This is a genomic window from Streptomyces sp. 11x1, from assembly GCF_032598905.1.
Lineage (GTDB): Bacteria > Actinomycetota > Actinomycetes > Streptomycetales > Streptomycetaceae > Streptomyces.
The window spans coordinates 6,028,488-6,053,260 of sequence record NZ_CP122458.1; the positions used below are offsets into that span (position 1 = coordinate 6,028,488).

A 24,773-nucleotide genomic window follows, 5' to 3' on the forward strand; every position below is an offset into this window, starting at 1 on the left:
TGTGCGCGAAACATTACGGCGGACCGTGGGCCGGGCCGGAGGGTCCTGTCCATGCGCAGCTACCAAGCCCTTTTCCACACAAGGGAGTTCACCCCTCTCTTCGTCTCCTCCGCTCTCCAGGTCGCCGCCTCCACGATCGGCGGTCTGGCCCTCGGCACCTCCGTCTACGCGGCGACCGGATCCCCCCTCCTGTCCGCCCTCAGCATGTTCGGCCCGTCCCTCGTCCAGGTGATCGGCGCGACGACCCTGCTCTCGGCGGCGGACCGTCTGCCGCCGAGAGCGACGCTGGCGGGGCTGGCCGTACTCTTCGCGGCGAGCACAGCGGCACTGGCCCTCCCCGCCCTGCCTCTGTGGACGGTCTTCGCGGTGATCGCGGCGCAGGGCCTGGTCGCCTCCCTGGGCGGCGGGGTCCGCTGGGGCCTGCTGAACGAGATCCTCCCGAAGGACGGCTATCTGCTCGGTCGTTCGGTGTTCAACATGCTGCACGGGCTCACCCAGATCGCCGGGTACGCGACCGGCGGCGCCCTGGTGGTGTGGCTGTCCCCGGAGGTCACGCTGCTGGTGGCGGCGGCCCTGTACGCGGCGGCGGCTCTCTGTACGGCCCTGGGCCTGACACACCACACCCCGCGCGCCGCCGGCCGCCCGTCCGTGACCGATACCTGGCGCACGAACGCCCTTCTGTGGTCGTCGGCCCCACGCCGCCGCCTCTACCTCGGCCTGTGGATCCCCAACGGCCTGGTCGTCGGCTGCGAGTCCCTGTTCGTGGCCTACGCCCCCGACCGAGCGGGCCTCCTCTTCGCCTGCGCGGCGCTGGGCATGCTGATCGGCGACGTGACGGTCGGCCGCCTGCTCCCGCCCCGGGTGCGTGACCGTTTGGCCACCCCGCTCCTCCTGCTCCTGGCGACCCCGTACCTCCTCTTCGCCCTCCACCCCCCGACCCCGGTCGCGGCGGCCTGCGCCACCGTCGCCTCCGTCGGCTTCGGCGCGAGCCTGGTCCAGCAACACCACCTCCTGACCCTGACCCCACCCGAACTCACCGGCCACGCCCTGGGCTTGCACTCCTCCGGCATGCTCACCCTGCAGGGCCTGAGCGCGGCCCTGGCAGGCGCGGTGGCCCAACTGACGTCACCGGGCACGGCGATGACAGCGATGGCGTCGGCGTCGGTGGCGGTGACACTGGGGTTGTGGGCAGCGGGACGGAACGAGTATGCGGGGCTGGCGTCAAGGGCGCACGTGTCCTGATCCCGTGCGCCCGTGCGCTTCCCACCTGCGGGTGGACCGCACCCCCGCACACCCGGCCACCTGCTCAGCCGGTTGCGGGGAGTTGGTTCTGGGAGCGGCAGTCCCGGCAGTGGCTGTGTCCTGCGGAGCGGAAGCCTCGGTCGCAGCCGTCGCAGTTCCGCATTTTCAGGACCACTGGGCGTTCTGGGGTTTCGGGACTTCCGGTCGCTGGTGCGGTCAGGGGTGTTTCCTTGAGGCGGTAGGCGAGGATGCCGACGGGGCGGACGAGGAGGTCTGCCGGGAGTCGTGCGGTGAGGTGGTCGGTGATCTGGGCGGGCAGCAGGCCTGTCGTGAGCCAGCGGGTGACGGCCGGGGCGAGGCGGGCGGCTTCCCGCTCGGACAGAATGAGGCGGGGGTCGACCCGGCGGAGGCCGGCGAGCAGGGCGATGGCTCGGGGGTCGGCGTCGGTGAGTGAGGCCGGTGCCTCTGGCTTGGACTCGGTCCCGGTCTGTGTTTCCGGCTCCGCTGCCTGGTCCGTCTTCTCCTCCGCCGGTGCGAGCGTCTCCGCCGTGTCCCGCGCGGCCCCGGGTGCGGGTGCGGGCGTGGCAGTGGCGGGTTGCTTCCGGGGGCGGCGGGGCCTGGGGGGCTTGGGAGGCCCGCTCGGGTCCGGGTCCGGGTCTGGTTTGCCGCCGGGGACGTCGTAGAAGAACGTCCGGGTGCGGACCTGCCCGGTGGGCGTTCGCTCGCACCGACGCTCCAGGTATCCGGCCGCTTCCAGTTCCCTGAGCGCTCGCGAGATGAGGATCTCGCCCTCGTCGAAGTGCGCGCACAGGGCGGTGATGCTCACGGGGGTGCCGGTGGGCAGGGAGGAGATGTACGTCGCGACGCCGACCGTGACCGCGCTGCCGCGCCGCTGCGCGAGGGCGTTGGAGATCACCGTGAAGTCGGCTGTCAGCCGGGTGCGTACGTGGATCACGCCGGAGGTGGGTACTCCGGCGTCGGCGCGCAGGGGCGCGTTAGACTGCGAATCAGCCATCGGGAAGGTCTCGCTTCCTGATCGGTCAGGCCCTCGATCGGGATGCCAGTCCCGGCCGGGGGCCGAAGTCTTTGTTCGGTTGTCGCGGCGAACGTAACCGTCCGCATCCTCCGCCTGCAAGCCGGTCACCCGGACGGGTGAAGCGGCCCCTCGCGGCCAGGGAGGGTGGGTGGGCGGGTAGTTCTTTCCCCCGGTTCTTTGGGGAGGTCAGCAGCCCGCCGGACCCTCGCGGACAAGGCCCCGGCGCCCCGGCACGAGGCCTACCACCGGGGCCCGGCACGGACCGGTCCGGCTGTGACATCGCCGTGGTCAGCGAAGGTGGGTGGCGAAGAAGGACACGGTGCGGTGCATGGACGTGGGCCACTGCGGGCCGAACGTGTGTCCCTCGCCGGGGTACTTGATCAGGCGTACGTCCTTGCCGGCCGCCTCGAACTCCGCCGTGGTCCGTTCCGACCAGGCGAGCGGGCAGGTGTCGTCGGCCGTGCCGTGGTGGATGAGGAGCGGCTCGGTGACGCGGTCGACGTACGTGAGGGGCGAGACCTCTCGCCAGAAGGCGGGGTTCGACGCCGGGGTGCCGTGCGCGGCCTCGATCTCCGCGACGACCGGGTCGCCGCCGGGGCGCTGGAAGTGGTCGATGTTCTCGGCGGGCCGGGAGCTCACCGGGGCGAAGACCACGGCCGCGTCGAACAGACCCGGGGCCACCACCAGCGTGTTGTAGACGACACCGCCGCCCATCGACCGCCCCAGCAGACCGATCCGGTCACCGTCGATCTCCGGACGTCCGGAGTCGCGCAGCGCCAGGGCCGCGCCGATCACGTCCTCGGTGTAGCCGAGGCGGAGGTTCACGTCGTTGTCGGGGTCGTCGTCGGAGCCCGCGTGGTTGCGGTAGTCGGTGTGCAGGACGACGTAGCCCTCGCGGGCCAGCAGATCCTGTTCCCGGGCCAGCCCGCGCCCGGTGGTGTATACGGCGGGGTCGATGTACCCGTGCGCCAGCACCAGCGCCGGGAAGGGGCCCTCGCCCTCGGGGATGTTCATGATCCCCGAGATGGTCAGACCGTCGGCCTCGTACGTCACCGCGTGACTGGTGTACGCGGCGGTACGGGCCAGTACGGCGCCCAGACGCAGGTCGGAGCCGGTGTGCGGGCGGGCGATCAGACCGGGGACCGAGACCGGGTTCACGGGGGGCGGGGTGGGGGATGCCTCCGCTGCCTCCGACGACTCTGATGGCTGCGACGCCTCTGACGTCCGTGATGGCTGCGACGGTGCCGTGGGAGGCGGGCCGCCCTCGCGGTCCCCACCCGCGCAGCCGGGCAGAGCCACCAGTACCGACACCAGCCCGGCGACGACACAGCCCCGGCCTCGCAACCGCATGGGGCCAGTATCCCGCGCCGAGGGCGGGAAGGGCGGGCCACCGGAAGGCACGGCGCTGCCGTACACGCCGGGTTCCTACGGGTTCCTACGGGGCGATGCCCTCCCGCCCGTTCTCAGGACTGGTACGGCTGCTGCTGCGGCTGGCCGTACGACTGGCCGCCGTGTGCGCCGGCGCTCTGCTCCTGGAGCCGCTCGGCCTGCTCGGCGCTGACCTTCTGCTCGGCGCCGCAGAACGTGCACTGCGTCTGGTACTTCGTCGAGATCGGGATGAGCGGCACGAAGAACAGCGTGAACTTCGTGACCCGCTTCCTGAGCGTGTGCGCGGCGGGGTTGCCGCACTGTCCGCACACCAGCGTCAGTATCGCGAGCTGGTACAGGTATCCCTTGGTGCCGAAGATGATGAACATCTGATCCTTCCCGGGGGTGCCCAACGACGCACCGCGCGTGCTGCACGCACCGTACGCACTGCCTTCAAGTGTGCCCGTCCCTCACTTTTGGAAAGGGGGTGGCTGGATTATGACTGCGGGGTGCAGGCCGGGGCGCCCCAGCCGCCAGAGGTCCACCTCCGGCCGCGTCGCATGCAACCAGAGAGGCATGCCGAGGCCCGCCGAGGTCCCTCTCGCGGTCGATGCGGCCGGCACCCCCGCTCGGCGAGGCTGGCCCCATGACCAGAGAGAAGAGGGACGGCGGGATGCAAGCGACCGGCGGCACGGGAGGGACCGGCGGCACGGGAGCGGCGATGAGGGAGCCCGACTGGAACACCGTGGGCATCCTGGGGGCGGCCCGAGGTGCCCAGGCGGGCGCCAGGGACCCTCTCGGCACCGAACACCTGCTCGCCGGCATCACCACGTCCAAGGGAGCCGCGCGCGAGGCACTCGCGAGCGAGGGGGCGACGAAGACGGCCCTGCTGGCGGTGTTACGGCAGCGAATGGATCGGGATGCCGTGCGGACGGACCGGAACGCCGGGTGGCTGACCTCCGACGACGCGGAGGCGACCGTCGGCGCGCGGGAGGTGCTGGGCGAGAGCAGCAACCGGAGCGATCGTCTCACGGGCGCCGCGGCCAGGGCCCTGACGGCGGCGATGGCCCACGCCGAGCGGGAGGGCGCGGCGAAGTTCGGCGCGTCGCATCTGCTGCGGGCCCTGCTGGCCGAGGAGAATCGCGCGGTGGAGCTGCTGGGCGCCTGCGGTATCACTTCACAGGCCGTACGGGCCCGCCTCGACGGCACGGCCGTCGACACGACGGACACCCTGACCCCCCTCCTGCACGCCACCCGCGACCGGCTCCTCGGCCGCGACCACTACCGCCGTCTGCCCTTCTGGAAGCGGTGGCTGGTCAAGCGATCCGGGATCAACTGGGCCTCGCGCCCCGCCCGTTGGGTCGGCCTGGAGACCTACGAGCAGGCACATCGGCTGGGCGCCGACACGGTCGGCACGGAACACGTCCTCCTGGCGATCCTGGCCACACACGAGGTCGCCCTCCGCCACCCGCACCTCGCGGGCGAGCACGCCCCCACGCCCGACCTCCGCTACACGGGCGGCGACCGCCTGACCCGGCTGGGCCTGGACTACACGACGGTCCACGGGGCTCTCACCGACAACAGCGTCCCCCTGCTCCCGGACCCCCACCCCCTCAGCCACTACCTGACGCCGACCACGCCCCCCACCGCGACCGCACCGGCCCCGACCACCTCCAGGGACGGCTTCGCACCGGCCCCGGACCCGGGCACCGGCCCCCTGACCGAGTCCCTCCTGCTCGAAGGAACCCGAGCCCACCAACTGATCACCGCCTTGACCGGCCCTCCCGCCACCTGACCCACTCGGCCGCGCGGTACGGGCAGGACCGAGGTGGGGTTGACCGCGACCGGTCAGGGAAAGATCTCCCATGCATCTCATCGAGTCGGAGGGGGCTGCTCATGAGCGGTACGGCACGGTCGAGTCAAGGCGCGAGAGAGCCGGGGCCATCGCCCCAGCGCGGCTCCGCCCGTTTCAGCGACGGTCCTCCTGATCCCCTCGCCTCGCTGCTGGCCAAGGTCAACAGGGGGGAACACATCGCGACTCCGGGAGACAACGCGGACGGCGAGGACCGTGACCCCCATGACGAGGAATGGCGGGAGCACGATCGCCACGGCCCCTATGCGCAGGGGCGCCGCCGGAAAAACTGACGCAGGGGCGAAAGCCTCGCGTCCGCCGTCGTGTTCAGAAGCATGCACCGGGTGTTCGGAACCGTGAATCGAACGTTCGGAACAATGCATGGGCGATCGGAACCATGCACCAGGTGTTCCGTGTCGTGGCATGTCGTGGACACAGTCAAGTCGTCATCCAGCTCCTGTCTTCCCGGGGCGGTCTCCGCGCTCTTCGGAGCCGCCATGGGCGGCGTCGCCTGGTCGCTGACTGTCTGGGCGCGTGCTCATTGCGACGCTGGCTACGACGCCGGCGGACGCTTCGAGCTCAACTTCCTGTTCCCTGTGGTCATAACGATCAGCCCAGCCGCAGCCCGCCCGCGGTCCTGCCCGCCGCACAGGACCGCGGCCCTGTGCGGTGAACTGAGCCCCCGTCACCTCCAGATGGACCCCAGCCGCCACGCCCGCACCTGGTCGAGGGTGGCGGCGCCGCCCTCGGCGAAGAACTCGACGCCCGTGCTGGACGGGTCGGGGAAGATCTGGTCGGTGATCACGGCCTCGCCGCTGCCGCCGAAGACCTCGACGGAGGACCGGTCGACCAGGACGCGCAGCTTGACCTTGCCGTTCTTGGGCTTCAGGGGCGCGGTCCGCACGCCGGTGGAGAACAGGTCGTGGAAGTCGACGGCGCCGGATCGGGAGCGGTCGACGTACAGCTCCTGGGTCGTGGTGTCGTAGCCGATGACGGTCTCCTCGCCGCCCGTTCCGGTGCGGACCTTCAGACCGAAGCGGTCGGCGTCCTTGAGGGAGAAGGTCGCCTCGATGTCGAGTGCCTGGCCGTCGGCCGTACGACCGAGCAGGGGCCTGGAGGTGTTCTTGACGGTGACACCGGACGCCGCCACCAGGCGCCTGTCCCGCAGGGACTCCAGGCTGCCCACCGGCTTGCTGGTCAGCCGGACCCTGCCGTCGATCGTGCGCAGGGCCATCTCCCGGGGGACGCTCTGTGCGCCGCGCCAGGGGGTGGTGGGGACGGAGCCGGCGTAGTCCCAGTTGTCCATCCAGCCGATCATGTAGCGCTTGCCGCCCGGCGCGTGCTCCCAGGACACGGCCGCGTAGTAGTCCTGGCCGTGGTCGGTCCAGTCGGCGTGCTGCAGGACGGACTTGGCGGGCTTGTCCGCGGTGGTGAACCGGTCGGCCAGGATGTGGCCCCAGCCGCCGGTGTTCATGTCGACGACCTGGATGCGTGCCTGCTTGCCGGCGTAGGGGCGCAGGTCGAAGGAGGCCCAGTCGAGGGTCTCGCTGTCGGTGCCGGTGGCGGTGCGGACGACCTCGCCGTCGACGATCAGGTTGACGGACGTCTCGGCGGAGACGCGCGGCGGCTCGGAGTCGGAGAGCACGATGTGGTCGACGTTGAGGTGGCCCCAGCCGCCGGTGTTTTCGTCGACGATCCTGATCCGCGCCTTCTTCCCGGCGAGGTCGTCGACATCCCAGGTCGCCCAGTCGAGCGCTTCGGCGTCCTTCCCGGTGGCGCTGCGGACGACCTGGCCGTCCACGAGGAGTTCGACGGCGGCGGGGTGGTCGGAGCCGGCCGGATGATTGCCGCCGCCGACGAGGAGGTTGACGTACTTCTTGTCGAGGGTGAACTCGGGCGAGGTGAGGGTTCCGGTGGTGGAGTCCCCGTTCAGGAAGGTGTTGACCAGCCCGCCGCCCAGGAAGCCGGAGACCTGGTGCTGGCCGGGGAGGGTGCCGGCGGCCGGTGCGGTGCCGAAGGCGTCCCCGGTCGCCGTCCAGTCGCCGTACGTGTCGCCCTCGAAGTCGGCCAGGACCGTGCCCTCGGGCGGTGTCCGCTCCAGGACCGTGCCGTCCTTGTGCGGATGCCGCCCCCCGCCGATCTTGAAGTTCAGGTAGGGGCTGTCGACGGTGAAGGAGGGAGAGGTGAGGGTTCCGGTGGTGCGGTCACCGCCGTGGAAGCTGTTGGCGAGGCCCTTGCCCTCGAAGCCGGTGACCGGTCCCTGCCCGTCCACCGCCCCGGCCGCCGGCGCTCGGCCGAACGCGCTGCCGGTGGTGGTCCACGCATCGAAGTCGGTGCCCTCGAAGTCCTGCACCACCGTGCCCGTGGGCGGGGTGTAGGTGCCCTTGTCCTCGGCGGTGAACTTCTTGCCGTCGAAGTCGCCGATGAAGTACTGCGAGCCCGAACCGCCCGCGATTCCACCCGGGTTGAGGTTCACGACCAGGACCCACTTGATGTTCTTCCTGTCGCCGTCCACCGCGAGGGGGAACAGGTCGGGGCACTCCCACACGCCGCCCGTCGCGCCGGTCGGCCCGAACTCGCTGAGCAGACTCCAGTCCTTGAGGTTCTTCGACGAGTAGAACTGCACCTTGTGCTCTTCGGACAGCGAGACCGTCATGAGCCAGCTCCGGGTCGGCGCGTACCACTGGACCTTCGGGTCGCGGAAGTTGCGGGAGCCGATGTCGATGACGGGATTGCCCTGGTACTTGGTCCAGGTGCGGCCGCGGTCGGTGCTGTAGGCGAGGGACTGGGCCTGTTTGCCGCCGTCCTTGTAGGCGCTGGTGTAGATCGCCACCATGGGCGGGTTCTGCTTCGTGCCGAAGCCGGTGGTGTTGTCCCGGTCGACGACCGCGCTGCCGGAGAACACCATCTCCTCGTCGTCGTGCGACAGGGCGAGCGGCAGCTCCTCCCAGTGCACGAGGTCCTTGCTCACCGCGTGCCCCCAGGACATGTCGCCCCAGGAGCTGCCGTTCGGGTTGTACTGGTAGAAGAGGTGGTACTCGCCCTTGTAGTAGACCAATCCGTTGGGGTCGTTCATCCAGTTCTTCTCCGGAGTGAAGTGGAACTGGGGTCTGTGGGGCTCGGTGTACGGCGGGGTGTTGGCCGCGACCGCCGTGGGCGCGAGGGGGGCCGCCGACAGGGCGCAGACGGTCGCCATCGCCGCCATCAGGCGCATGCGGGCATGCCGGGATACGCGTGCAGAGCTCATGGTGACTCCTTGTCCCGCGGCCGTCCGCGCGCCGGTGTGCACGGCCCTGGCGCGGGCGGATCGAAAGTGACGACTGGCCGACGGCGACGTCCACGCAGTCGACGAGATGTCATCGTTGACTTATGTCAGCGATGACATCGAGGTGCCCGATTATGAGGTGCGAGCCGGTCGGCGCGTCAACGGTTCGGACGCGATTGCTCCGAGATCGGCCTACGGTCCGTGAGGGGACGGTGGCTGTCGGGTGCCGTGTCGAGGGGCCGGTCGGGACGCGGTCCAGGAGGAATCCGCGCAGTTCGGAGCGGTCAATCGGGGGCCGGATGCAGAATCCAGGCCGGTGGCGCCCTGCGTGTGGAGGGCCTGGACGAGCACCACGGGGATGCCGCTGAGGCCGAACCCGCCGACGGCGAGTGACGTGCCGTCGGGGAGGTCGGCGACCGCCTCCGCGGCGCTCGAACAGACCTTGTCCATGAGTGAGAGGGCCTTTCTACTCCTGCTGGATGCGTACGGCGTCCGAGATGGATTTGACGCCGCCGTGCGCGGTGAGTCCGCCGTCGACCGGGATCTCGGCGCCGGTGATGAACGAGGACTCGTCGGACAGGAGGAAGACCACGAGCGGGGTGATCTCGTCCACCGTGCCGGTGCGGCCGAGTGGGGTCTCGCGGATGTTCGCCTCGCGGAAGGCGGGGGCGGCGGAGGCGGTCATCTCGGTCTCGATGAAGCCGGGGTGGATCGTGTTGACCCGGATGCCGCGCGGGCCCAGCTCCATGGCGGCGGTCTTCGACAGGCCGCGCAGCGCCCATTTGCTGGTCGTGTAGGCGACCGGGTAGTGGCCGGTGAGCGCGGCGGTGGAGCCGACGTTGACGATGGACGAGCCGGGCGGCATCAGCGGCGTCAGGTGCTGGATGGCGAGGAGCGGGCCGGTGACGTTGACGGCATGGACCCGGGCGAAGTCGTCGGGGGTCACATCGCCGAGGCGGGCGCGCCAGGTGATGCCCGCGTTGTTGACCAGGCCGTGCACCTGGCCGTACGACTCCCGCAGTTCGGCGGCCAGTTCCGCCCAGTGCCCCTGGTCGGTGACGTCGAGGCGGCGGCAGCCGTGGGCCTCGGTCACGTCGGTGGCGATGACGCGGGCGCCCTCGCGGGTCAGGGCCTCGGCCTCGGCGGCGCCCTGGCCGCGGGCGGCGCCGGTGACGACGACGACCTTGTCGAGGAGTCTTCTGGGGTGCGGGTCGTTCACGGCCGCTCCCGGGTGCGGCGGCGGGCGGTCGGCAGCGGCACCGGATTCCCGCCCACGACCACGGTGTTGGAGACGCTGCCGATGCCCTCCACGGTGAGGGTGACGGTGTCTCCCGGCTTCAGCGGGGGCGGGGACTGCTCGCCCCGGACGCCCCACAGCTCGGCGAGGCAGCCGCCGTTGCCGCAGGTGCCGGAGCCGAGCACGTCGCCGGGGCGGACGACGGTGCCCCGCGAGGCGTAGGCGACCATCTCCTCGAAGGTCCAGCTCATGTTGGACAGCAGGTCCTTGCCGACGACCTCGCCGTTCACCGAGGCGGTCAGCGCCAGGCGCATAAAGCCGTCGGTGTCGCGGTAGGGCTCCAGCTCGTCGGCGGTGACCAGGTACGGGCCGAGGGTGGCGGCCGTGTCCTTGCCCTTGCACGGGCCGAGGCTGACCCGCATCTCGCGGGACTGGAGGTCGCGGGCCGACCAGTCGTTGAAGACCGTGTAGCCGATGATGTGGTCCCGTGCCCGGTCGGGAGTCAGGTCGCGCCCCTCCCTGCCGATGACGGCGGCGACCTCCAGTTCGAAGTCGAGCACCTTGCTGCCCGGCGGCACCGGGACGTCGTCGTGGGCGCCGATGACGGCGTACGGGTTGGTGAAGTAGAACGTCGGGGCGTCGTACCAGGCTTCGGGCACCCCGCCGACGCCGTCCACCGACCGCCGTACCCCTTCGACGTGCTCCTCGAAGGTGACGAAGTCCCGCACGGTGGGCGGCTGAAGCGGCGGCAGCAGTCGTACCTCGGACACGTGGGGGCCCGGCGGGACGTCGAGCGTGGCGGCGCCGGCGTGCAGGAGCGCGTCGAGTCCGTCGCCGCGGCTGATCAGCTCCGCGAGCGAGCGCGCCCCGGGAACGGGGTGGAGGGTGCCGTCATCCTCCACGACGGCGACCCGGCGCTGGTGTCGGTGTTCATAGGTGGCGAAACGCATGCACGGCTCCAGGCTCCGGCGGTGTTCGACAGCGGTGGAAGCCGGGGACGCGGCAAGGGCGTCAGGGCGGTGACAGGGCCACCGCGTCCCCGGGGTTCGAGGAGGATCAGACCGGCGGGGCGACGAACACGCCGCGGTCGACGTCGTTGAAGGACTCCTTGGCGATCAGCTCGTTCATGGGGTTGGCGGTGCCCCACTGGTCGGTGACCTCGGGCTGGGAGAAGTCGTAGACGTGGGGGTGCCAGGTGTCCTCGTCCAGCAGCTCCAGTTCCGTCGTGTACTCGACGGTGTTGCCGTGCGGGTCGAGGAAGTACGTGAACGTGTTGTCGCCCGCCAGGTGCCGGCCCGGCCCCCAGACCTTCTTGAAGCCGGCGCGGATCACGCGGCCGGAGCCGCGCATGTACTCGTCCAGGCCGCGCATCTCGAAGGAGACGTGGTGCAGGGAGGTGTGCGGGCCCTTGGCGATGGCCATGGAGTGGTGCTGGTTGGAGATCCGCATGAAGTGCATGACGTCACCGACGTGCGGCGAGCTGAGCGTGTCGGAGTGGCGGAAGCCGAGGTGGGTCTCGTACCACTCACGGGTCCTGTCCAGGTCCGGCGAGTTCAGCACGACGTGCGACAGCTTGACCGGGATCGACTCCTTCTCCTCGATCTTGCGGTGCTGCCGTACGTCCACCTCGGCGGACACCTCGATGGTGCGGCCGTCGACGTCGAAGAAGCGGAAGCCGTAGCCGCCTCCGGGTGTGTCGATCTTGCCCGGCTGGGAGATCAACTGCACTCCTCCCGCGAGGAGTCGGTCGGCGAGGGTGTCCACGTCCGCCGCGCTCGCGGCTCCGTAGGAGACGAGGTCGAGGCGCTTCTCCTCGGCCTTGCGCAGCCGTACCACGTACTGCTCGGGGCTGCCCTCGGCGGCGAGGAAGGAGATACCGGAGTCCTCGGCGACCTTGGTCAGGCCCCAGACTCCGGCGTAGAAGTCGAGCTGCTTGTCGTAGTCGGGCACGGCGAGGTCGACGTGGCGGAGGTGGGTGAGCAGGCGGTTGTTCATGGGGGGAGCTCCTCACACGAGGTTGAGCAGAGCGGCGGCGTTGCCGCCGCGCACGGCGTGGAAGTCGTCGTCGGGCAGGCGCGCGGCGCGCAGTGCGCCGACGGGGTCCTCGGTGCCCATGTCGAAGGGGAAGTCGGAGCCGAGCAGCACACGGTCGGCGCCGACCGCGCCGATCAGCGCCCGCAGTACCTGCGGGGCGTGGACCAGGGAGTCGAAGTACAGGCGCTTGAGGTAGCTGCTGGGCAGGTGGGCGCAGCCCGCGCCCGCGTCGGAGCGGGCCGACCAGGCGTGGTCGGAGCGGCCGATGTGGGTGGGCAGATAGCCGCCTCCGTGCGCGGCGACGACCTTCAGCTCCGGGTGCCGGTCCAGCACCCCGGAGAAGATCAGGTGCGAGAGGGCGACGGCGTTCTCGGTGGGCTGGCCGACGGTGTTGGACAGGTACCACTGGTCGAGGCGCTCGTCGAGCGTGCAGCCGAAGGGGTGCAGGAAGAGGATCGCGCCCGTCTCCTCGGCGCGGGTCCAGAAGGGTTCGTACGCCGGGTCGGACAGCTCCCGGCCCGGCGCGTGCGAGGAGATCTCGACACCCGACAGGCCCATCTCCATGGCGAGTTCGAGCGCGCGCACCGCCGATTCCGGGTGTTGCAGGGGGACGAGGCCCAGACCGTGCAGCCGGCCGGGCGCCTGCGCGCAGTGGGCGGCCGTCGCCTCGTCGGCGAGGCGGTACACCTTCTCCGCCGTCTCCTCGTCCGCCCAGTAGTGGTAGTGCGAGGGCGACGGGCTGACCAGCTGGACGTCCACACCCTGTGTGTCCATCGCGGCCAGTCGTACGGCGACGTCCGTCAGCCTCGGGATGCGCTCGGCGACCATGGGGCCGCTGACGGCGAGTGCCGCGGGCCCGTTGCGGCGGGCGTCGAGGGCCTTGGCCTGTGCCAGGCCCGGCAGGTCGGCCACCAGGGCCTCGACCTCGGGGATCAGGACGTGCGCGTGTACGTCGACGGTCGGAGGAGTGCGCGCGTCCTTGCTCGACGAGGGGCGGGGGTCGCGCCGGGGGCGGCTCCCGGCGGCGGCCGGGGGAGGGTGGGCCGTCACGGCAGTTCCTTGAGGGCGGTCATGGTGCGGCCGATCAGTCCGGGCACATCCGCGTCGTGCACCTGGTCCAGCTGCCACTGGCAGAGCTGGACGGACGCTTCGACGACCGTCCGGACGCGCGGGACGCGTCGGTCGTAGTACGCCTGGAAGAGGGCGTCGTCCCATGCGCGCCCGCTCGTGAGCAGTTCCGTCAGGACGGAGGCGTCCTCCAAGGACATCGCCGCGCCCTGGGCGAAGGTGGGCGGGCAGCAGTGAGCGGCGTCACCGACAAGGACGACCCGGCCGCGGTGCCAGGAGCCCTCGACCAGATGCCGGTCGAACCACGTGTAGTTGACCTTCGCCGGGTCCGTGATGTGCTTGGTGATCTCGGGCCAGGGACCGCCGTACTGCTCGGCCAGCCGGCGCATCTCGTCCGCGTAGGTGGCCGGGTCGATGGAGTTGCGGTCCCGGTTGGCCTCGACGACGTAGGCGTAGAGGGTGTTCTCGCCGGTGGGGGTGTAGCCCGCGATGTAGGCGGGGCCACCGAAGGTGAGGTCCGAGCGGGTGACGCTCTCGGGGCGCGGGGCGGGGGCGCGCCAGATGGCCATGCCGACGGGCTCGGGACGGTCGCTGATGCCGATCGCGGCGCGGGTCGCGGAGTTCACGCCGTCGGCGGCGATCACCAGGTCGTAGCGGCCCTCGGTGCCGTCGCTGAACCGGACGGAGACACCGTCGGCGTCCTGCTCCAGGGTCTCGGCGGTGGTGCCCAGGCGTACCGTGGCACCTGTCGCGCGGACGGCGTCGATGAGGATCTGCTGGAGTTGCGGCCGCCGCATGCCGAGGGTGGCGGGCAGGTCGTCACCGCCGCACTTTATGTCCTCCTTGACGAAGAGCAGGGTGCCGTCAGGGGCGGTCACCCCCAGCGAGCCGTAGGCGAACCCCGATGCTTCCACCTGCTCCCACACGCCCAGCTCGCGCAGGACACGCAGGGCGTTGCCCTGGAGGGTGATGCCGGAGCCGGTGGTGGCGTTCCAGTCGGGTCTGGCCTCGATCAGGTCGACGTCGATGCCGGCCCGGCGCAGCAGGATGGTGATGGCGTTGCCGGAGGCGCCACCGCCTATGACGAGGACCGAGCGGGGTGTGGTCATGGGGAACTCCCTTGTTCCGGCGCTTACTTGACGGCAATCGGATTGACGGGGGAGCCGACGGCTCCGGTGATGGGCAGGGGCGCGGCGGTGAGCCAGAACTCGTACACGCCGTCGCGGGCGCAGTGGTCCGCGAGAGCGTCGGGGTCCCACATCTCGCCGATCAGCAGGCCCATGTTGGGGATGACGACCTGGTGCAGGGGCTGGAAGGCGCCGTCGAACTCGTTCGGCCGTACCTCGAAGCCCCACGTGTCGGTGGCGATCGCGGCGATCTCGCTCGTGTGCAGCCAGTCGGCGGTGGTGAAGGACAGACCGGGAGAGTCTCCGCCCGCGTAGTCGCCCCAGCCCTCCCGGCGGGCGCGCGTCAGCCGCCCGGTCCGGACGACGACGATGTCCCCGCGGCCGACGGCCACGCCGTGCGCCTCGGCCGTCGCGGTCAGGTGTTCCTCGGTGATCGCGAAACCGTCCGGCAGTTCTCCGCGTTCGTCGCCGATCACCCGGCCGACGTCGAGGAGGACCGCGCGCCCGGCGACGTACGGGGCCATGTGCTCGATGCCGGTGACCAGATCGCCGTCGGAGGTGACGACCTTCTCGGCCGCCCGCCCGTTCCACGCCTTGCCGTGGTCGAAGATGTGCCCGAGCCCGTCCCACTGGGTGGAGCACTGCAACGGCATCGCGATCACGTCGTCGGCGCCGCCGATGCCGTGCGGGAAGCCCTGGTTGCCGAGGGCCGCGTCCGTGCCCGTGTCCAGCATGGTGTGGACGGGGTTGGTGCGGCGGCGCCAGCCCTTCTGCGGCCCGTCCATGTCGAACCGCTGCGACAGCGAGAAACTCACGCCCCGGCGGACCAGTGCCGCACCCTCGCGGCGCTTGGCCTCGTCGAGGAAGTTCAGCGTGCCGAGGACGTCGTCCTCGCCCCAACGCCCCCAGTTGGAACACCGCTTGGCGGCCTCGGCGATCGCGCCCTCGGCGTCCGTGGGGTCGAGCGGGGCCGTCACGACGTGGTCCCCTCGGCGACGCAGTGGGTGCGCTGCGCGCCCAGACCCGTGATGGAGCCCTCCATGACGTCGCCGCCCTGCAGCAGCCGTCCCCAGTGCATGCCGTTGCCGGCCGGGCTGCCGGTGAGCACCAGGTCGCCGGGCAGGAGCCGGGAGGTCCGGGAGATGTACGACACCAGCCGGGCGATGCCGAAGAGCATGTCCTTGGTGGACTCGTCCTGCATGGTCTCGCCGTTGAGCTTCAGCGTGACGCGCAGGTCACCCGGGTCGGCGATCGACCCGGCGGGCACGATCCACGGGCCGAGCGGGGTGAAACCGGGAGCGTTCTTGCAGCGCAGCCAGTCGGTGCCGATGGCCTTCATGTCCCGGCGGAAGACGGTCGCCCGGTCGGTGAGGTCGTTGGCGATGGTGTAGCCGGCCACGTACTCCAGGGCCTCCTCGACAGACACCCGGTAGGCGGGCCTGGCGATGACGGCCGCCAACTCCAGCTCCCAGTCCGGCTGTTCGGCCCAGTCCGGGAGTACGACGTCGTCGAAGGGGCCGGTGATCGCGCTCGGCAGGCCGATGAACACGTACGGCAGGTCCTCGGCCGCCCGCCGGTCCATGACCGCGGCGATCTCGGCGCGCGCCTCCTCCACGGTGCGGGGGTCGTCGGGGGAGCGGTGGGCGACCTCCAGGTCGATCACGTGCTGCCGGTAGTTGGCACCGGACTGGAAGACCTGGCGGGGTTCGACCGGGGCGTGCGCCCGCAGATGCTCCAACGGTTGCCAGTCGGCCGTCTCGTGGGCTGTTTCGTCGGCCGTCGCGTCGGCCGCGAGTTCGTGCAGGCGAGGGAGCATCTCGTCCCAGCGCTCGAAGATCCCCCGGGTCGTCAGGGCCGGTTCTCCGAGGGCCGTGCGAAGATCCAGCACGCGCCCACCGGGGACCACGAGACCAGGGAAAGGTGCCTGGTCATGGGCAGAGAGGACGCCAAGGGCGAAGGGTCCGGAGAAGGACGCGGAAGCGGCTGCGGGTTTCACGGGAATGTCCTCCAGATTGCGGTAGGACCAATGTGACCCTCACCGCGTAATCTGGGAAATAGATTCTTTAGATGTTGATCATCCGCTGTGTAAATGGTGCCGCCGCAAGCAGCCCTCGCTCTGGAGGCGTCGTGTCCCTCTCCGGCCTCGATCTCAATCTCGTCCTGTCCCTGCGGGCCCTGCTGGAGGAACGCAACGTCACCCGTGCCGGGCAGCGCGTCGGGCTCAGTCAGCCGGCGATGAGCGCGGCCCTGGCCCGTCTGCGCCGCCACTTCGACGACGACCTGCTCGCGCGCGTCGGCAAGCAGTACGAACTGACCGCCCTCGGCCGCGCTCTGCTGGACCGCACCTCTACCGCCTGCGACCTGCTGGAACGGGTCTTCAGCAGCAGGGCCGACTTCGCCCCGGGCAGCGAGGAGCACGAGTTCACCCTGCTCACCTCCGACTACGCCCTCGCCGTCTTCGGCGCCGAGCTCGCCCGGACCGTGCACGCCGAGGCCCCGGGGGTGCGGCTGCGCTTCCAGCGGACGCCCATCGACGTCACGGAGGACACCGCACCGCTGCTCAGCGCGGCCGACGGGCTGCTGATGCCGCGCGGCATCATCGGCGGTTTCCCCGCCGTCGACCTGTTCACCGACCGCTGGGCCTTCCTGGTTGCCGAGACGAACGACGAGGTCGGCGACCAGCTGACCATGGACGACTTGGCCCGGCTGCCCTGGGTCATCTACCAGCGCGCCTACGACGCCCCGGCCGCCCGGCAGCTCAGCATGCTCGGCGTCGACCCCCACGTGGAGATCTCCGTCGACAGCTTCCAGGCGCTGCCCTTCCTGGTCGCCGGCACCCGCCGGATCGCCCTGGTCCAGCAGCGCCTGGCCGAACTGCTGCGCGGCGTGGCCGCCGTACGCCTCATGGAACCTCCCTACGGGGCGGTCCCTCTCCAGGAGGCACTGTGGTGGCACCCGGTGCACACCCACGACGCGGCCCACATCTGGCTGCGCGAGACCGCGGCCCGCGTGGGAGCGGAGCTGGCCGCTTCCGAGCCCGGCCGTCTTGCCACGGTCGCGTCGCGATAGCGGGCCCGTGTCGGCGCCTGGCATCCAAGGCCCGGATGATCCACATCTTCGATATCGATCGGACGAGGGCTAGGCAGGGCCTGTCCGTTGGCCCATAGTCGTCTCCACCCGGCGCCGGAGCCACCACACCGTCCCCCGTTGCCGGAACGGGCGGGCGCCCGGAGCGCCTGTCCGCCGCGACGCCCGGCTGCCATCGGCTCCCCGCTCCGAACCTGCCGAACCTGCCGAACCTGCCGGGGATGCCGGGCGGCCCGACGGCCCGACCATGACGGCCGCACCATCCCGTTCCCCGCCCCGTCCCCCTCCCGACCCGCCACGTGGAGTTCCCGCATGCCCGCATCCGTGCCTTCGCCCCCTTCGCCCCCTTCCCCGCCGTCCGAAGCCGTCGCGGACGACCGACCCGAGCAGACCGTCTCCGGCCCCGGCCACCGGCTTCGCCTCACGCTGCTGATGGCCGGTGCCTGTCTGCCCATCCTGGGCGCCGTGCTCATCGCCCCCGTCCTGCCCCAGATGCAGGACCACTTCGCCGACGTGCCGGGCGTCGACGCGCTCGTCCCCATGGCCCTGACCATCCCCGCCCTCTCCCTGGCGCTGCTGGCCCCCTTCGCCGGCGTCCTCGTCGACCGGCTCGGCCGCAAACGCCTCCTCATCGTCTCGACCGTGCTGTACGCGATCCTCGGCACCGCCCCCCTGTGGCTGGACTCCCTCGGCGCCATCGTCGCCAGCCGCGCCCTCGTCGGTGTCGCCGAAGCCGCCATCATGACCTGCTGCACCACGCTGATCGGCGACTACTACTCCGGCCGGCAACGCGACCGCTATCTCGCGATGCAGACGATGTGCGCCTCGATCTCCGCGACGGCCTTCTTCGTGCTGGGCGGCGCGGCCGGATCGGCCGGCTGGCGCGCACCGTTCTGGGCCTACGCCGTGAGCCTCCTGCTCGCCCCCGCCATGGCCGCCTTCCTGCCCCGGCCCCGGCCGGCCGACCACGCGCACGAGCCCTTCCCCACCGCCTCGGAACCGATGGCCAAGCGGCCCTTCCCGTGGCGTCCGCTGGCCGGCACCTGCGCGCTGACCGTCTTCGGCGCCGTCCTCTTCTACGCCGTCCAGGTCGAGATGGCGTTCCTCCTGGACGACATGGGCGTGAGCAACCCCGCTGTGATCGGACTGGCCACGGCCGCCTCCAGTGCCGCGGTCGTGATCGGCGCCGTCGTCTTCGCCAAGGTGGACCGCAGCCCCCAGGCCTGGCTGCCCATCGCCTTCGGCCTGAGCGCCCTCGGCTTCGCGGTGATCTGGCTCGCCCCGAACCCCGTCGTGCTGACCGCCGGCGCGGTGATCAACTGCCTCGGCAGCGGCATCATGCTGCCGAGCCTGCTCACCCTCGCCATGTCCAAGCTCCATTACGCCGACCGCGGCCGCGGCACCGGTCTGTGGACGGGCTCCTTCTTCCTCGGCCAGTTCGTCTGCCCGCTCGTGGTCCTCGCGCTCACCCCCGCCGTCGGCACCCTGGCGAACGCCCTGGGCGTATTCGCCCTCGCCGGGGCCGTCGCCACCGCCGCACTCGGCCTCGCCGCCCGGAGCCGGCGGACGGCCACGCCGGCACCGATCCGGCAGACAGCGGGCTGACCTTCTGGCCAGGTGAGCGGCGGCGATCCGACTCGCCGCCGCTCACACGCCCAGGACCGTCACAGCGCCACGGGCTGCCATTCCTGGTTGGAGCCGCCGTTCGCGGGCCACTGGATGACCTTGGCGCCGTCGGCGGTGGATCCGCTCTGCACGTCCGCGCACAGCCCGCTCTTGATGTTGACGAGGCGGTAGTGGCCGCTGGTGGCCGCCGGAACGAGCTTCCACCACTGGTGGGTGCCGCCCGCGTCCGACCGCTGGTCCAGGGCCGTGCCGTTGCTGGTGGAGCCGCCCGGGACGTCGAGCACCTTGCCGCTGTTGACGTTGGACAGGCGGAACGAGCCGTCGTGGTCGGGGAGCAGCTTCCACTGCTGGTTCGCGCCGCCGGACGACCTGTACTGGATGACGGCCGCGCCGTCGGCGGTGGAGGAGCCGGAGACGTCCATGACCTTGCCGCTCTTGCGGTTGACCAGCTTGAAGGGGCCGGTCAGCAGGCCGATCGTGATCGTCGTGCTCGTTCCCGCGGTCAGCGACACCCTGCGGGCGTGGTTGCCCAGCGACGACGTGGTGACCGTCGCGCCGGTGCTGAGAGAGGTGATGCCGCGCCGGCAGATGAAGGTGATGTTCTGGTCGATGTCGGAGGTGAGCGTGACGGTGGCCGTGCGGGCCGCCGTGTCCCAGGTCATGGACTGGACGGTGACGCGGTTGCGGCCGCGGACGCCCTTGACGGTGCCCTTCGCGAGCTGGTCGGGGAGGGCGGGGAGGATCTCGAGGACACCGGGGCGGCTGTAGACGAGTGCTTCGCCGAGGACGGCGGGGATGGCGTTGGCGGCGTCGCAGTTGTAGATGTCCAGGTTGGGGTTGTGGGAGGTCATCAGAGACCGCCACACCATGTTCTTGCCGTAGATCTTCAGCAGGTTGCCGTAGACGCCGGGGCCGTCCTTGAGGCGGGCGCGGGCCAGGGCGCGGTGGAGGCTGCCGTGGGCGGAGTAACCCCCGTCGCCTCGCCTGTCCAGGGCCTTGGCCGCGTACTTGACGAGGTCGGGCTTGTCCTCGGGGTTGATCTCGTGCAGCGGCCAGGCGCCGTACAGGTGTTGGACGTGCCGGTGGTCGTAGCGGTCGGTCAGGCCCGGCCAGGACCACTCGGCGAGCGCCCCGTCGCTGTTGACGGTGTAGTCGGGCAGCTTGGCGAGCAGGGCGGTCCAGCGCTGCACGCCCTGGCCGCTGCCCTGTTCCAGGCCTAGGGTGTTCGCCGCGTCGATCGCGGCCTCCAGGGCGTGCCGGCCGGCCATGATGTCGCCGGTGGCGTTGATGGAGAACGCCTGGCTGGTGCTGAGCGGCCTGTTCTCCATGGAGTAGGAGGGGACGAAGACGGCCTTGCCGTCGGCGTCGGTGCGGGTGAGGAAGTCCTCGTAGAACAGGGCCAGTTCCATCAGGGCCGGACCGAGCTTGTTCTTCAGGAAGGCGCTGTCGCCGGTGACCTGGTAGTACTCCACGAGCGGGTAGAGCAGCCAGTCGGCGCCGCCGGTCCAGGCCTCTCCGGGGAAGCTGGTGTTGTTGAAGTGCAGCATGTGCCCGTACTCGCCGTCGGTCCGGGACGGGGCGAGGAAGCCGCGGGCGCCGTAGAGGTTGGTGGCGTTGTCGCGCCAGTGCTGCAACTGCCCGAGGACCAGGTCGAAGTAGCCCTGCATCGCGTCGGTGAGGTCGAGGATGTTGCCGCCGGCGACCTGCAGGTTGACGTTGGCGTCGGTGGTGAAGTCGTCGGCCCAGGAGCCGTTCCAGGTGCCCGTCCAGATGCCGGTCAGGCGTGGCGGCAGGACACCACTGGAACTGATGAAGAGATAGCGGCCGGAGTCGTACATCCGCTCCAGCAGGGCGACGTCGATGGCGGACGCGTTGTTGTTCTGACGGGCTATGAGCTCGCTGGTGGCGAGCCGGCGGTCGGCGGCGGAGACGTCGAGGTCGATGCTGGAGCGGTCGTACATGGCCTGGTGCTTCGGGGCGTGGCGGCCCAGGAGGGTGGCGTAGTCGGCCGTCAGCCCGGCGAGGGCGGTCTCCAGGGGCCGGCTGTTCCAGCCGGTGGAGGTCTCGTACCGGCCGAGCTTGGTCAGCAGCAGCACCTTGGTGGCCTTGGCGACCACCAGGGTCTGCCCGTCGGCGGTGACGGAGGAGCCGCTGCCTGAGGCCACGACGCGGGTGACGCCCTCGTAGCCGTACGCGCCGCCGGAGGGGTAGGTGCCGCGCAGGTTCAGGTAGCCGTCGCCGCCGGTGACGGTGGCGGTGGTGGAGAAGGACACTCTGGTCGGCACGCCCGTAAGAGCGGTGTTGACGCTGATGGTGGTGTCCACGGTGCGGCCGGTGGCGGGCAGCAGCTCGTGGACGATGACCTGGTCGGCGCGGGAGACGAAGACCTGGCGCTTCCAGGTGCCGTACTGGTCGGTCCAGGTGTGGGTGACCTCTCCGGTGCGGAAGTCGGTGACGCGGGCGAAGTCGTTGACGGTGGTCATGCCCGGGGTGCTGAGCTGGAGTTCGTAGCCGGGGTGGAAGGTCTGGGTCCAGCGCAGGCTCCAGCCGCCTGCGAAGGTCGTGGAGGCACCGGAGTAGTCGCCGGCCAGTGCCTGGTCCCGGGCGGCTTCGAGCTTCCCGGAGAGCACCGGGGGCATGACGTTCCGGGTGCCGTTGGGCAGCACGAACCGGTGATGGTTGAGGATCATCTTCTCGAGGGTGGGCGCCCCGTAGTAGACGGCCCCGTACTCGCCGTTTCCGCTCAGGAACCCGTCGGTCCAGGCGGAGGCGGTGGCGTTGTCCCAGATGCCGCGGTCGGGCAGGGTGACCTGGGGCGGTACGGCCGCGGCGGCCCGGTCGGCGAAGACGAAGCCGGGCAGGGCAGCGGCGCCCGTGGCGAGGGCGGCCGTGGTGAGGAAACGCCGACGGTTGAGGGGAAGCTCGGGCAGCGGCATGGGGCGACTCCGTTGTCGGACGGTGAGTGCAACCGGACGGCTGAGGCCGGCCCGTCCCTCGGGGGCGGGCCGGCCCGTGTGTCTACGGGGTCACGGTCAGCGCGGGCGCCATCTCGGCGGTCCCGTTGGTGAGCTTCCCGGAGCCGGTGGCGCCTTCGGAGCTGACGAAGCGCAGCTCGTGGTTCTTGCCCTCCGCGTTGCCGACGGCGAGCAGGAGCGTGGACTGATTGGCCGCGTAGGCGTTCTGGACGAAGGAGGTGATGTCGACGGTGATCTCGCGGCCGTCGATGGCGTTGCCCTGATGGGACCCGCCGCCCTCGGGGATGATGGTCGAACCGAGGGTGAAGGTGGCCGACTTCGCGACGGAGGAGTTCGTCGCGGTGAAACTCGGCCGGTTCTGCCAGGTCATGGTGGTGATCGGGCAGGATGTGCCGCCGCCGGTGCAGGTGGTGCTGCTGACGGGTTGCACCAGCAACTGGTCGGTATCGGTCGACGGGACCGACGAGTAGCGGTGGCCGACGTAGGTGAGACGGAGTGTCGCCTGGGTTGGTGCCTTGGTGAGGCTGCCTAGGGGGAACTGGATGTAGGAGAGCTTTCCGTCCCCGGACCCCGTGGTGTACTGCTCGCCCATCAGGCCCACGCCGGTGTTGCGGGTGATGAGCGTCAGCTCCGAGGATTTGTTCTTGCTCAGGTCGCCGGTCCATGCGCCCACCCAGGTGTCGCCGTCGGCGGGGGCGCCGGCCTTGACGTTCTGGGTCTGACCGTTCGCGTCCGTGTAGGTCCTGGTCAGCGTGGAGACGCCGCTCGTCGTCAGCGGGAACTGGCCGGTGTATCTGACGAGTTGGCCCCCGACACGGATGTTGTTCAGCGTCGCGTTCGTGACGCCGGTGATCGAACTGCTCGTGTTCCGCTTCGAGAACCACACGTTGTCGAGGGTGAACGTGCCGATCGGAACCCTGGTGTACGTGTACGTGGTGCCCGACCCGTCGGGGTTGGGGGCGTACCCGTAGGTCGCTTGCTGTTCGGCGGTGATGGTCTTGGTGGCGCTGCCGTTGGAGACACTGACCGGCCCTTGGGCGAAACGGGAGTTGTCGATCGAGCTGTTCTTCACCACGATGCTCACGCTGGGGTCCCGGTTGGGGGCGTGACCCATAGTGATGCCACCGGCCGACGGCGACACGGAGTTGAAGTTGTCGAACGTGTAGCTGGTGGTCCGGTATCCGTACCCGTTGAGTCCGATCCGGATCGCGTTGCCCGCAGCGGCGGCCCAGTTCAGGGTGTTGCTGACCGAGATGTTCTTCGTGTCCTCGTCGTCCCAGTGGTAGGAGTCGAACCCGAGATCGTCGGCGACGGTGTCGTAAGCGCCTACCGCGTTGACGTAGCCCTGGACGTCGGCGGTGGAGGTGCCGAGCTGGAAGTGGTTCCACACGCCCGAGGCCAGCGGGGTGAATCCGTCGCTGGGGTTGTAGTGGCCGGAGGCGAACGCGTCGTCGTTGCCGAGGGTGAAGACACCGTTGGCGGTGATGTCCTGGCCGCTCGCGAAGTTCGTCCCGTCGATCCACGGCTGGCGGTACGGGGTGAGGGCCTTGATGTTGTTGAACCTCACCCTTTGGGCGGTGTGGGTCTCGTAGTTCCACTGCTTCGCGTCGCGCGAATAGGTGTCGTTGAAGGTGATGTCCGACGAGTGCATGACCGTGACGCCGCCCTGGTGCTGGCTGCTGTTGGCGTCGTGCCGGTCGCCGCTGCTGGAGGCGTTGTAGTTCGCCACACCGTTGCCGTCGAAGACGCCGCGGCCGCCGAATTCGATGCTGCTCGAATTGATGATCCCGACCGCCGGCTCGTACGCCTCCATGTACGCCTGGACGCGGTTCTTCAGCAGGGCCCCTTCGTCGGTGTAGATCTTCAGCTTGCCGCCCTTGAGCTTGCTGCCGTCCAGACCGTTGACCAGGAGACCGGACCACACGTACGTGCCGTTCGGGAAGTAGAGCGTGTTGAGCGCCGTGGGGTTGGCCTTGATGGTGTCGAGGGCGGCCTGCAGTGCGTATGTGACGTCGCCTGCGGCCATCGTCCGCACCTTCGGGTAGCGCACGTTGACGCTGCTCGCGCTCACCAGGCTCCCGGCCGAGGTCTGCTGACCGGCGGGGATGGCGGTGCCGTTGACGGTCTTGCCGGCCATGGAGCTCGTCGTCGCGGCGGGAGCCTCCTGCGCCGCGCTGTTCGGGTGCGCGGCGAGGTACTTCGCGGCGAACTCCTGGAAGTTGAGGACACCGGTCTGGAGGTTGACGCCGGAACCGTCCGGAGCGCTCGTGGTGTTCGGGCGCCGGGCCGGGTCTTCCAGAGGGTCGTTGATGACGGCCAGGTAGGGCTGTCCCGTGGCGTTGGTCGAGTCGCCGTTGACCATCACGATCGCCTGGTTCAACCCGGCGGAGGCTGACAACCGGAAGGTCAGGGTGTGCTTGTCCGCGCTCACCGAGACGCTGCCGGACGGGTAGTAGCGGGCCGGGTAGACGTTCACGGTGTCGATCGTGGTGCTGGGCAGCGTGACCGTGATCGTCGGTGTCCGGGAGTCCGACGCGAAACGCGCGATGTCGAAGTTGTGGCCGCTCGCGGCGTACTTGACAGCCTGGACGGGCGTGCCGGCGACGTCCACCTGGTACTTGGTGGACGCCACGTCCGGGGACGTCGTCGTACCGCCTCCCACTCCTGTCGGTGCGTAGGTGTGGACAGTGGTTGCGGCGTGTGCGGGGACGGTGGCGGTGAGCATGAGGCTCGCCGCCGCGAGGGCGGCGCCGGCAACGGCCGCGATGAAGCGCTGCACGCGTGATCTGCGGCGCGCCGGGACGGGGTTCGGGTCGGCGTCGCCGCCGGCCGGTCGGTTCATGCCTGTCTCTCCTC

General features: G+C 70.4%; 17 protein-coding genes and 1 pseudogene. 4 read left to right on the plus strand and 14 right to left on the minus strand.

The window, feature by feature from the left end:
* The first annotated feature begins 51 nt into the window (after nt 1-51).
* Nucleotides 52-1,242, plus strand: a complete 1,191-nt coding sequence (locus tag P8T65_RS26630; protein WP_316727753.1) for an MFS transporter — start codon at nt 52-54, stop codon at nt 1,240-1,242.
* Between the two features lie 64 nt (nt 1,243-1,306).
* On the opposite strand, the gene P8T65_RS26635 is transcribed toward P8T65_RS26630, so the two are convergent.
* The 3 genes from P8T65_RS26635 to P8T65_RS26645 all read right to left on the minus strand — a co-directional run bounded on the left by P8T65_RS26635 (nt 1,307) and on the right by P8T65_RS26645 (nt 4,035).
* On the minus strand, nt 1,307-2,257 hold the full coding sequence (locus P8T65_RS26635; protein ID WP_316727755.1) for a hypothetical protein: 951 nt from the start codon (nt 2,255-2,257) through the stop codon (nt 1,307-1,309).
* Between the two features lie 309 nt (nt 2,258-2,566).
* Nucleotides 2,567-3,436 (minus strand): alpha/beta fold hydrolase, encoded by an 870-nt coding sequence (locus P8T65_RS26640; RefSeq protein WP_316727756.1) that lies wholly within the window; start codon nt 3,434-3,436, stop codon nt 2,567-2,569.
* 305 nt (nt 3,437-3,741) lie between these two features.
* Nucleotides 3,742-4,035, minus strand: a complete 294-nt coding sequence (locus tag P8T65_RS26645; RefSeq protein WP_220648171.1) for a zinc-ribbon domain-containing protein — start codon at nt 4,033-4,035, stop codon at nt 3,742-3,744.
* 257 nt (nt 4,036-4,292) lie between these two features.
* Here P8T65_RS26645 and P8T65_RS26650 point away from each other — a divergent pair, with 257 nt between their 5' ends.
* Nucleotides 4,293-5,441: a Clp protease N-terminal domain-containing protein gene (locus P8T65_RS26650; protein ID WP_316727757.1), complete on the plus strand. Its 1,149-nt coding sequence runs from the start codon at nt 4,293-4,295 to the stop codon at nt 5,439-5,441.
* Nucleotides 5,442-6,183: 742 nt separating this feature from the next.
* On the opposite strand, the gene P8T65_RS26655 is transcribed toward P8T65_RS26650, so the two are convergent.
* The 9 genes and pseudogenes from P8T65_RS26655 to P8T65_RS26695 form a co-directional block, all read right to left on the minus strand.
* Complete coding sequence (locus P8T65_RS26655) at nt 6,184-8,745, minus strand: GH32 C-terminal domain-containing protein (RefSeq protein ID WP_316727758.1); 2,562 nt, start codon at nt 8,743-8,745, stop codon at nt 6,184-6,186.
* A 288-nt stretch (nt 8,746-9,033) separates the two neighbouring features.
* Nucleotides 9,034-9,213 (minus strand): annotated as a pseudogene (locus tag P8T65_RS26660) (CoA-transferase); the annotation flags it as partial.
* A 16-nt stretch (nt 9,214-9,229) separates the two neighbouring features.
* A complete protein-coding gene (locus P8T65_RS26665) occupies nt 9,230-9,982 on the minus strand; it encodes an SDR family oxidoreductase (RefSeq protein WP_316727759.1) in 753 nt (250 codons plus the stop codon).
* Nucleotides 9,979-10,950, minus strand: coding sequence for a fumarylacetoacetate hydrolase family protein (locus P8T65_RS26670; RefSeq protein WP_316727760.1), 972 nt, complete (start codon nt 10,948-10,950; stop codon nt 9,979-9,981). Before P8T65_RS26670 ends, P8T65_RS26665 begins: the two co-directional genes overlap by 4 nt.
* A gap of 106 nt (nt 10,951-11,056) precedes the next feature.
* Nucleotides 11,057-11,995: a VOC family protein gene (locus P8T65_RS26675; protein ID WP_316727761.1), complete on the minus strand. Its 939-nt coding sequence runs from the start codon at nt 11,993-11,995 to the stop codon at nt 11,057-11,059.
* 12 nt (nt 11,996-12,007) lie between these two features.
* Complete coding sequence (locus P8T65_RS26680) at nt 12,008-13,084, minus strand: amidohydrolase family protein (protein WP_316727762.1); 1,077 nt, start codon at nt 13,082-13,084, stop codon at nt 12,008-12,010.
* A complete protein-coding gene (locus P8T65_RS26685) occupies nt 13,081-14,211 on the minus strand; it encodes an FAD-dependent oxidoreductase (RefSeq protein WP_316727763.1) in 1,131 nt (376 codons plus the stop codon). The genes P8T65_RS26680 and P8T65_RS26685 overlap by 4 nt, the downstream gene beginning before the upstream one ends.
* 23 nt (nt 14,212-14,234) lie before the next feature.
* The gene (locus tag P8T65_RS26690; RefSeq protein WP_316727764.1) at nt 14,235-15,206 is read right to left on the minus strand and encodes a cyclase family protein; all 972 of its coding nucleotides are present in this window, start codon (nt 15,204-15,206) and stop codon (nt 14,235-14,237) included.
* On the minus strand, nt 15,203-16,225 hold the full coding sequence (locus P8T65_RS26695) for a fumarylacetoacetate hydrolase family protein (protein WP_316727765.1): 1,023 nt from the start codon (nt 16,223-16,225) through the stop codon (nt 15,203-15,205). Before P8T65_RS26695 ends, P8T65_RS26690 begins: the two co-directional genes overlap by 4 nt.
* Before the next feature lie 131 nt (nt 16,226-16,356).
* Here P8T65_RS26695 and P8T65_RS26700 point away from each other — a divergent pair, with 131 nt between their 5' ends.
* Both P8T65_RS26700 and P8T65_RS26705 read left to right on the plus strand, forming a co-directional pair.
* The gene (locus P8T65_RS26700) at nt 16,357-17,298 is read left to right on the plus strand and encodes a LysR family transcriptional regulator (RefSeq protein ID WP_316727766.1); all 942 of its coding nucleotides are present in this window, start codon (nt 16,357-16,359) and stop codon (nt 17,296-17,298) included.
* Between the two features lie 330 nt (nt 17,299-17,628).
* A complete protein-coding gene (locus P8T65_RS26705; RefSeq protein WP_316727767.1) occupies nt 17,629-18,921 on the plus strand; it encodes an MFS transporter in 1,293 nt (430 codons plus the stop codon).
* Between the two features lie 59 nt (nt 18,922-18,980).
* Here P8T65_RS26705 and P8T65_RS26710 read toward each other — a convergent pair whose 3' ends face one another.
* Entirely contained in the window at nt 18,981-21,878 is a 2,898-nt protein-coding gene (locus P8T65_RS26710) for a glycosyl hydrolase family 95 catalytic domain-containing protein (RefSeq protein WP_316727768.1), read from the minus strand.
* An 82-nt stretch (nt 21,879-21,960) separates the two neighbouring features.
* Nucleotides 21,961-24,759: a DNRLRE domain-containing protein gene (locus P8T65_RS26715; protein ID WP_316727769.1), complete on the minus strand. Its 2,799-nt coding sequence runs from the start codon at nt 24,757-24,759 to the stop codon at nt 21,961-21,963.
* Nucleotides 24,760-24,773 lie beyond the last annotated feature (14 nt).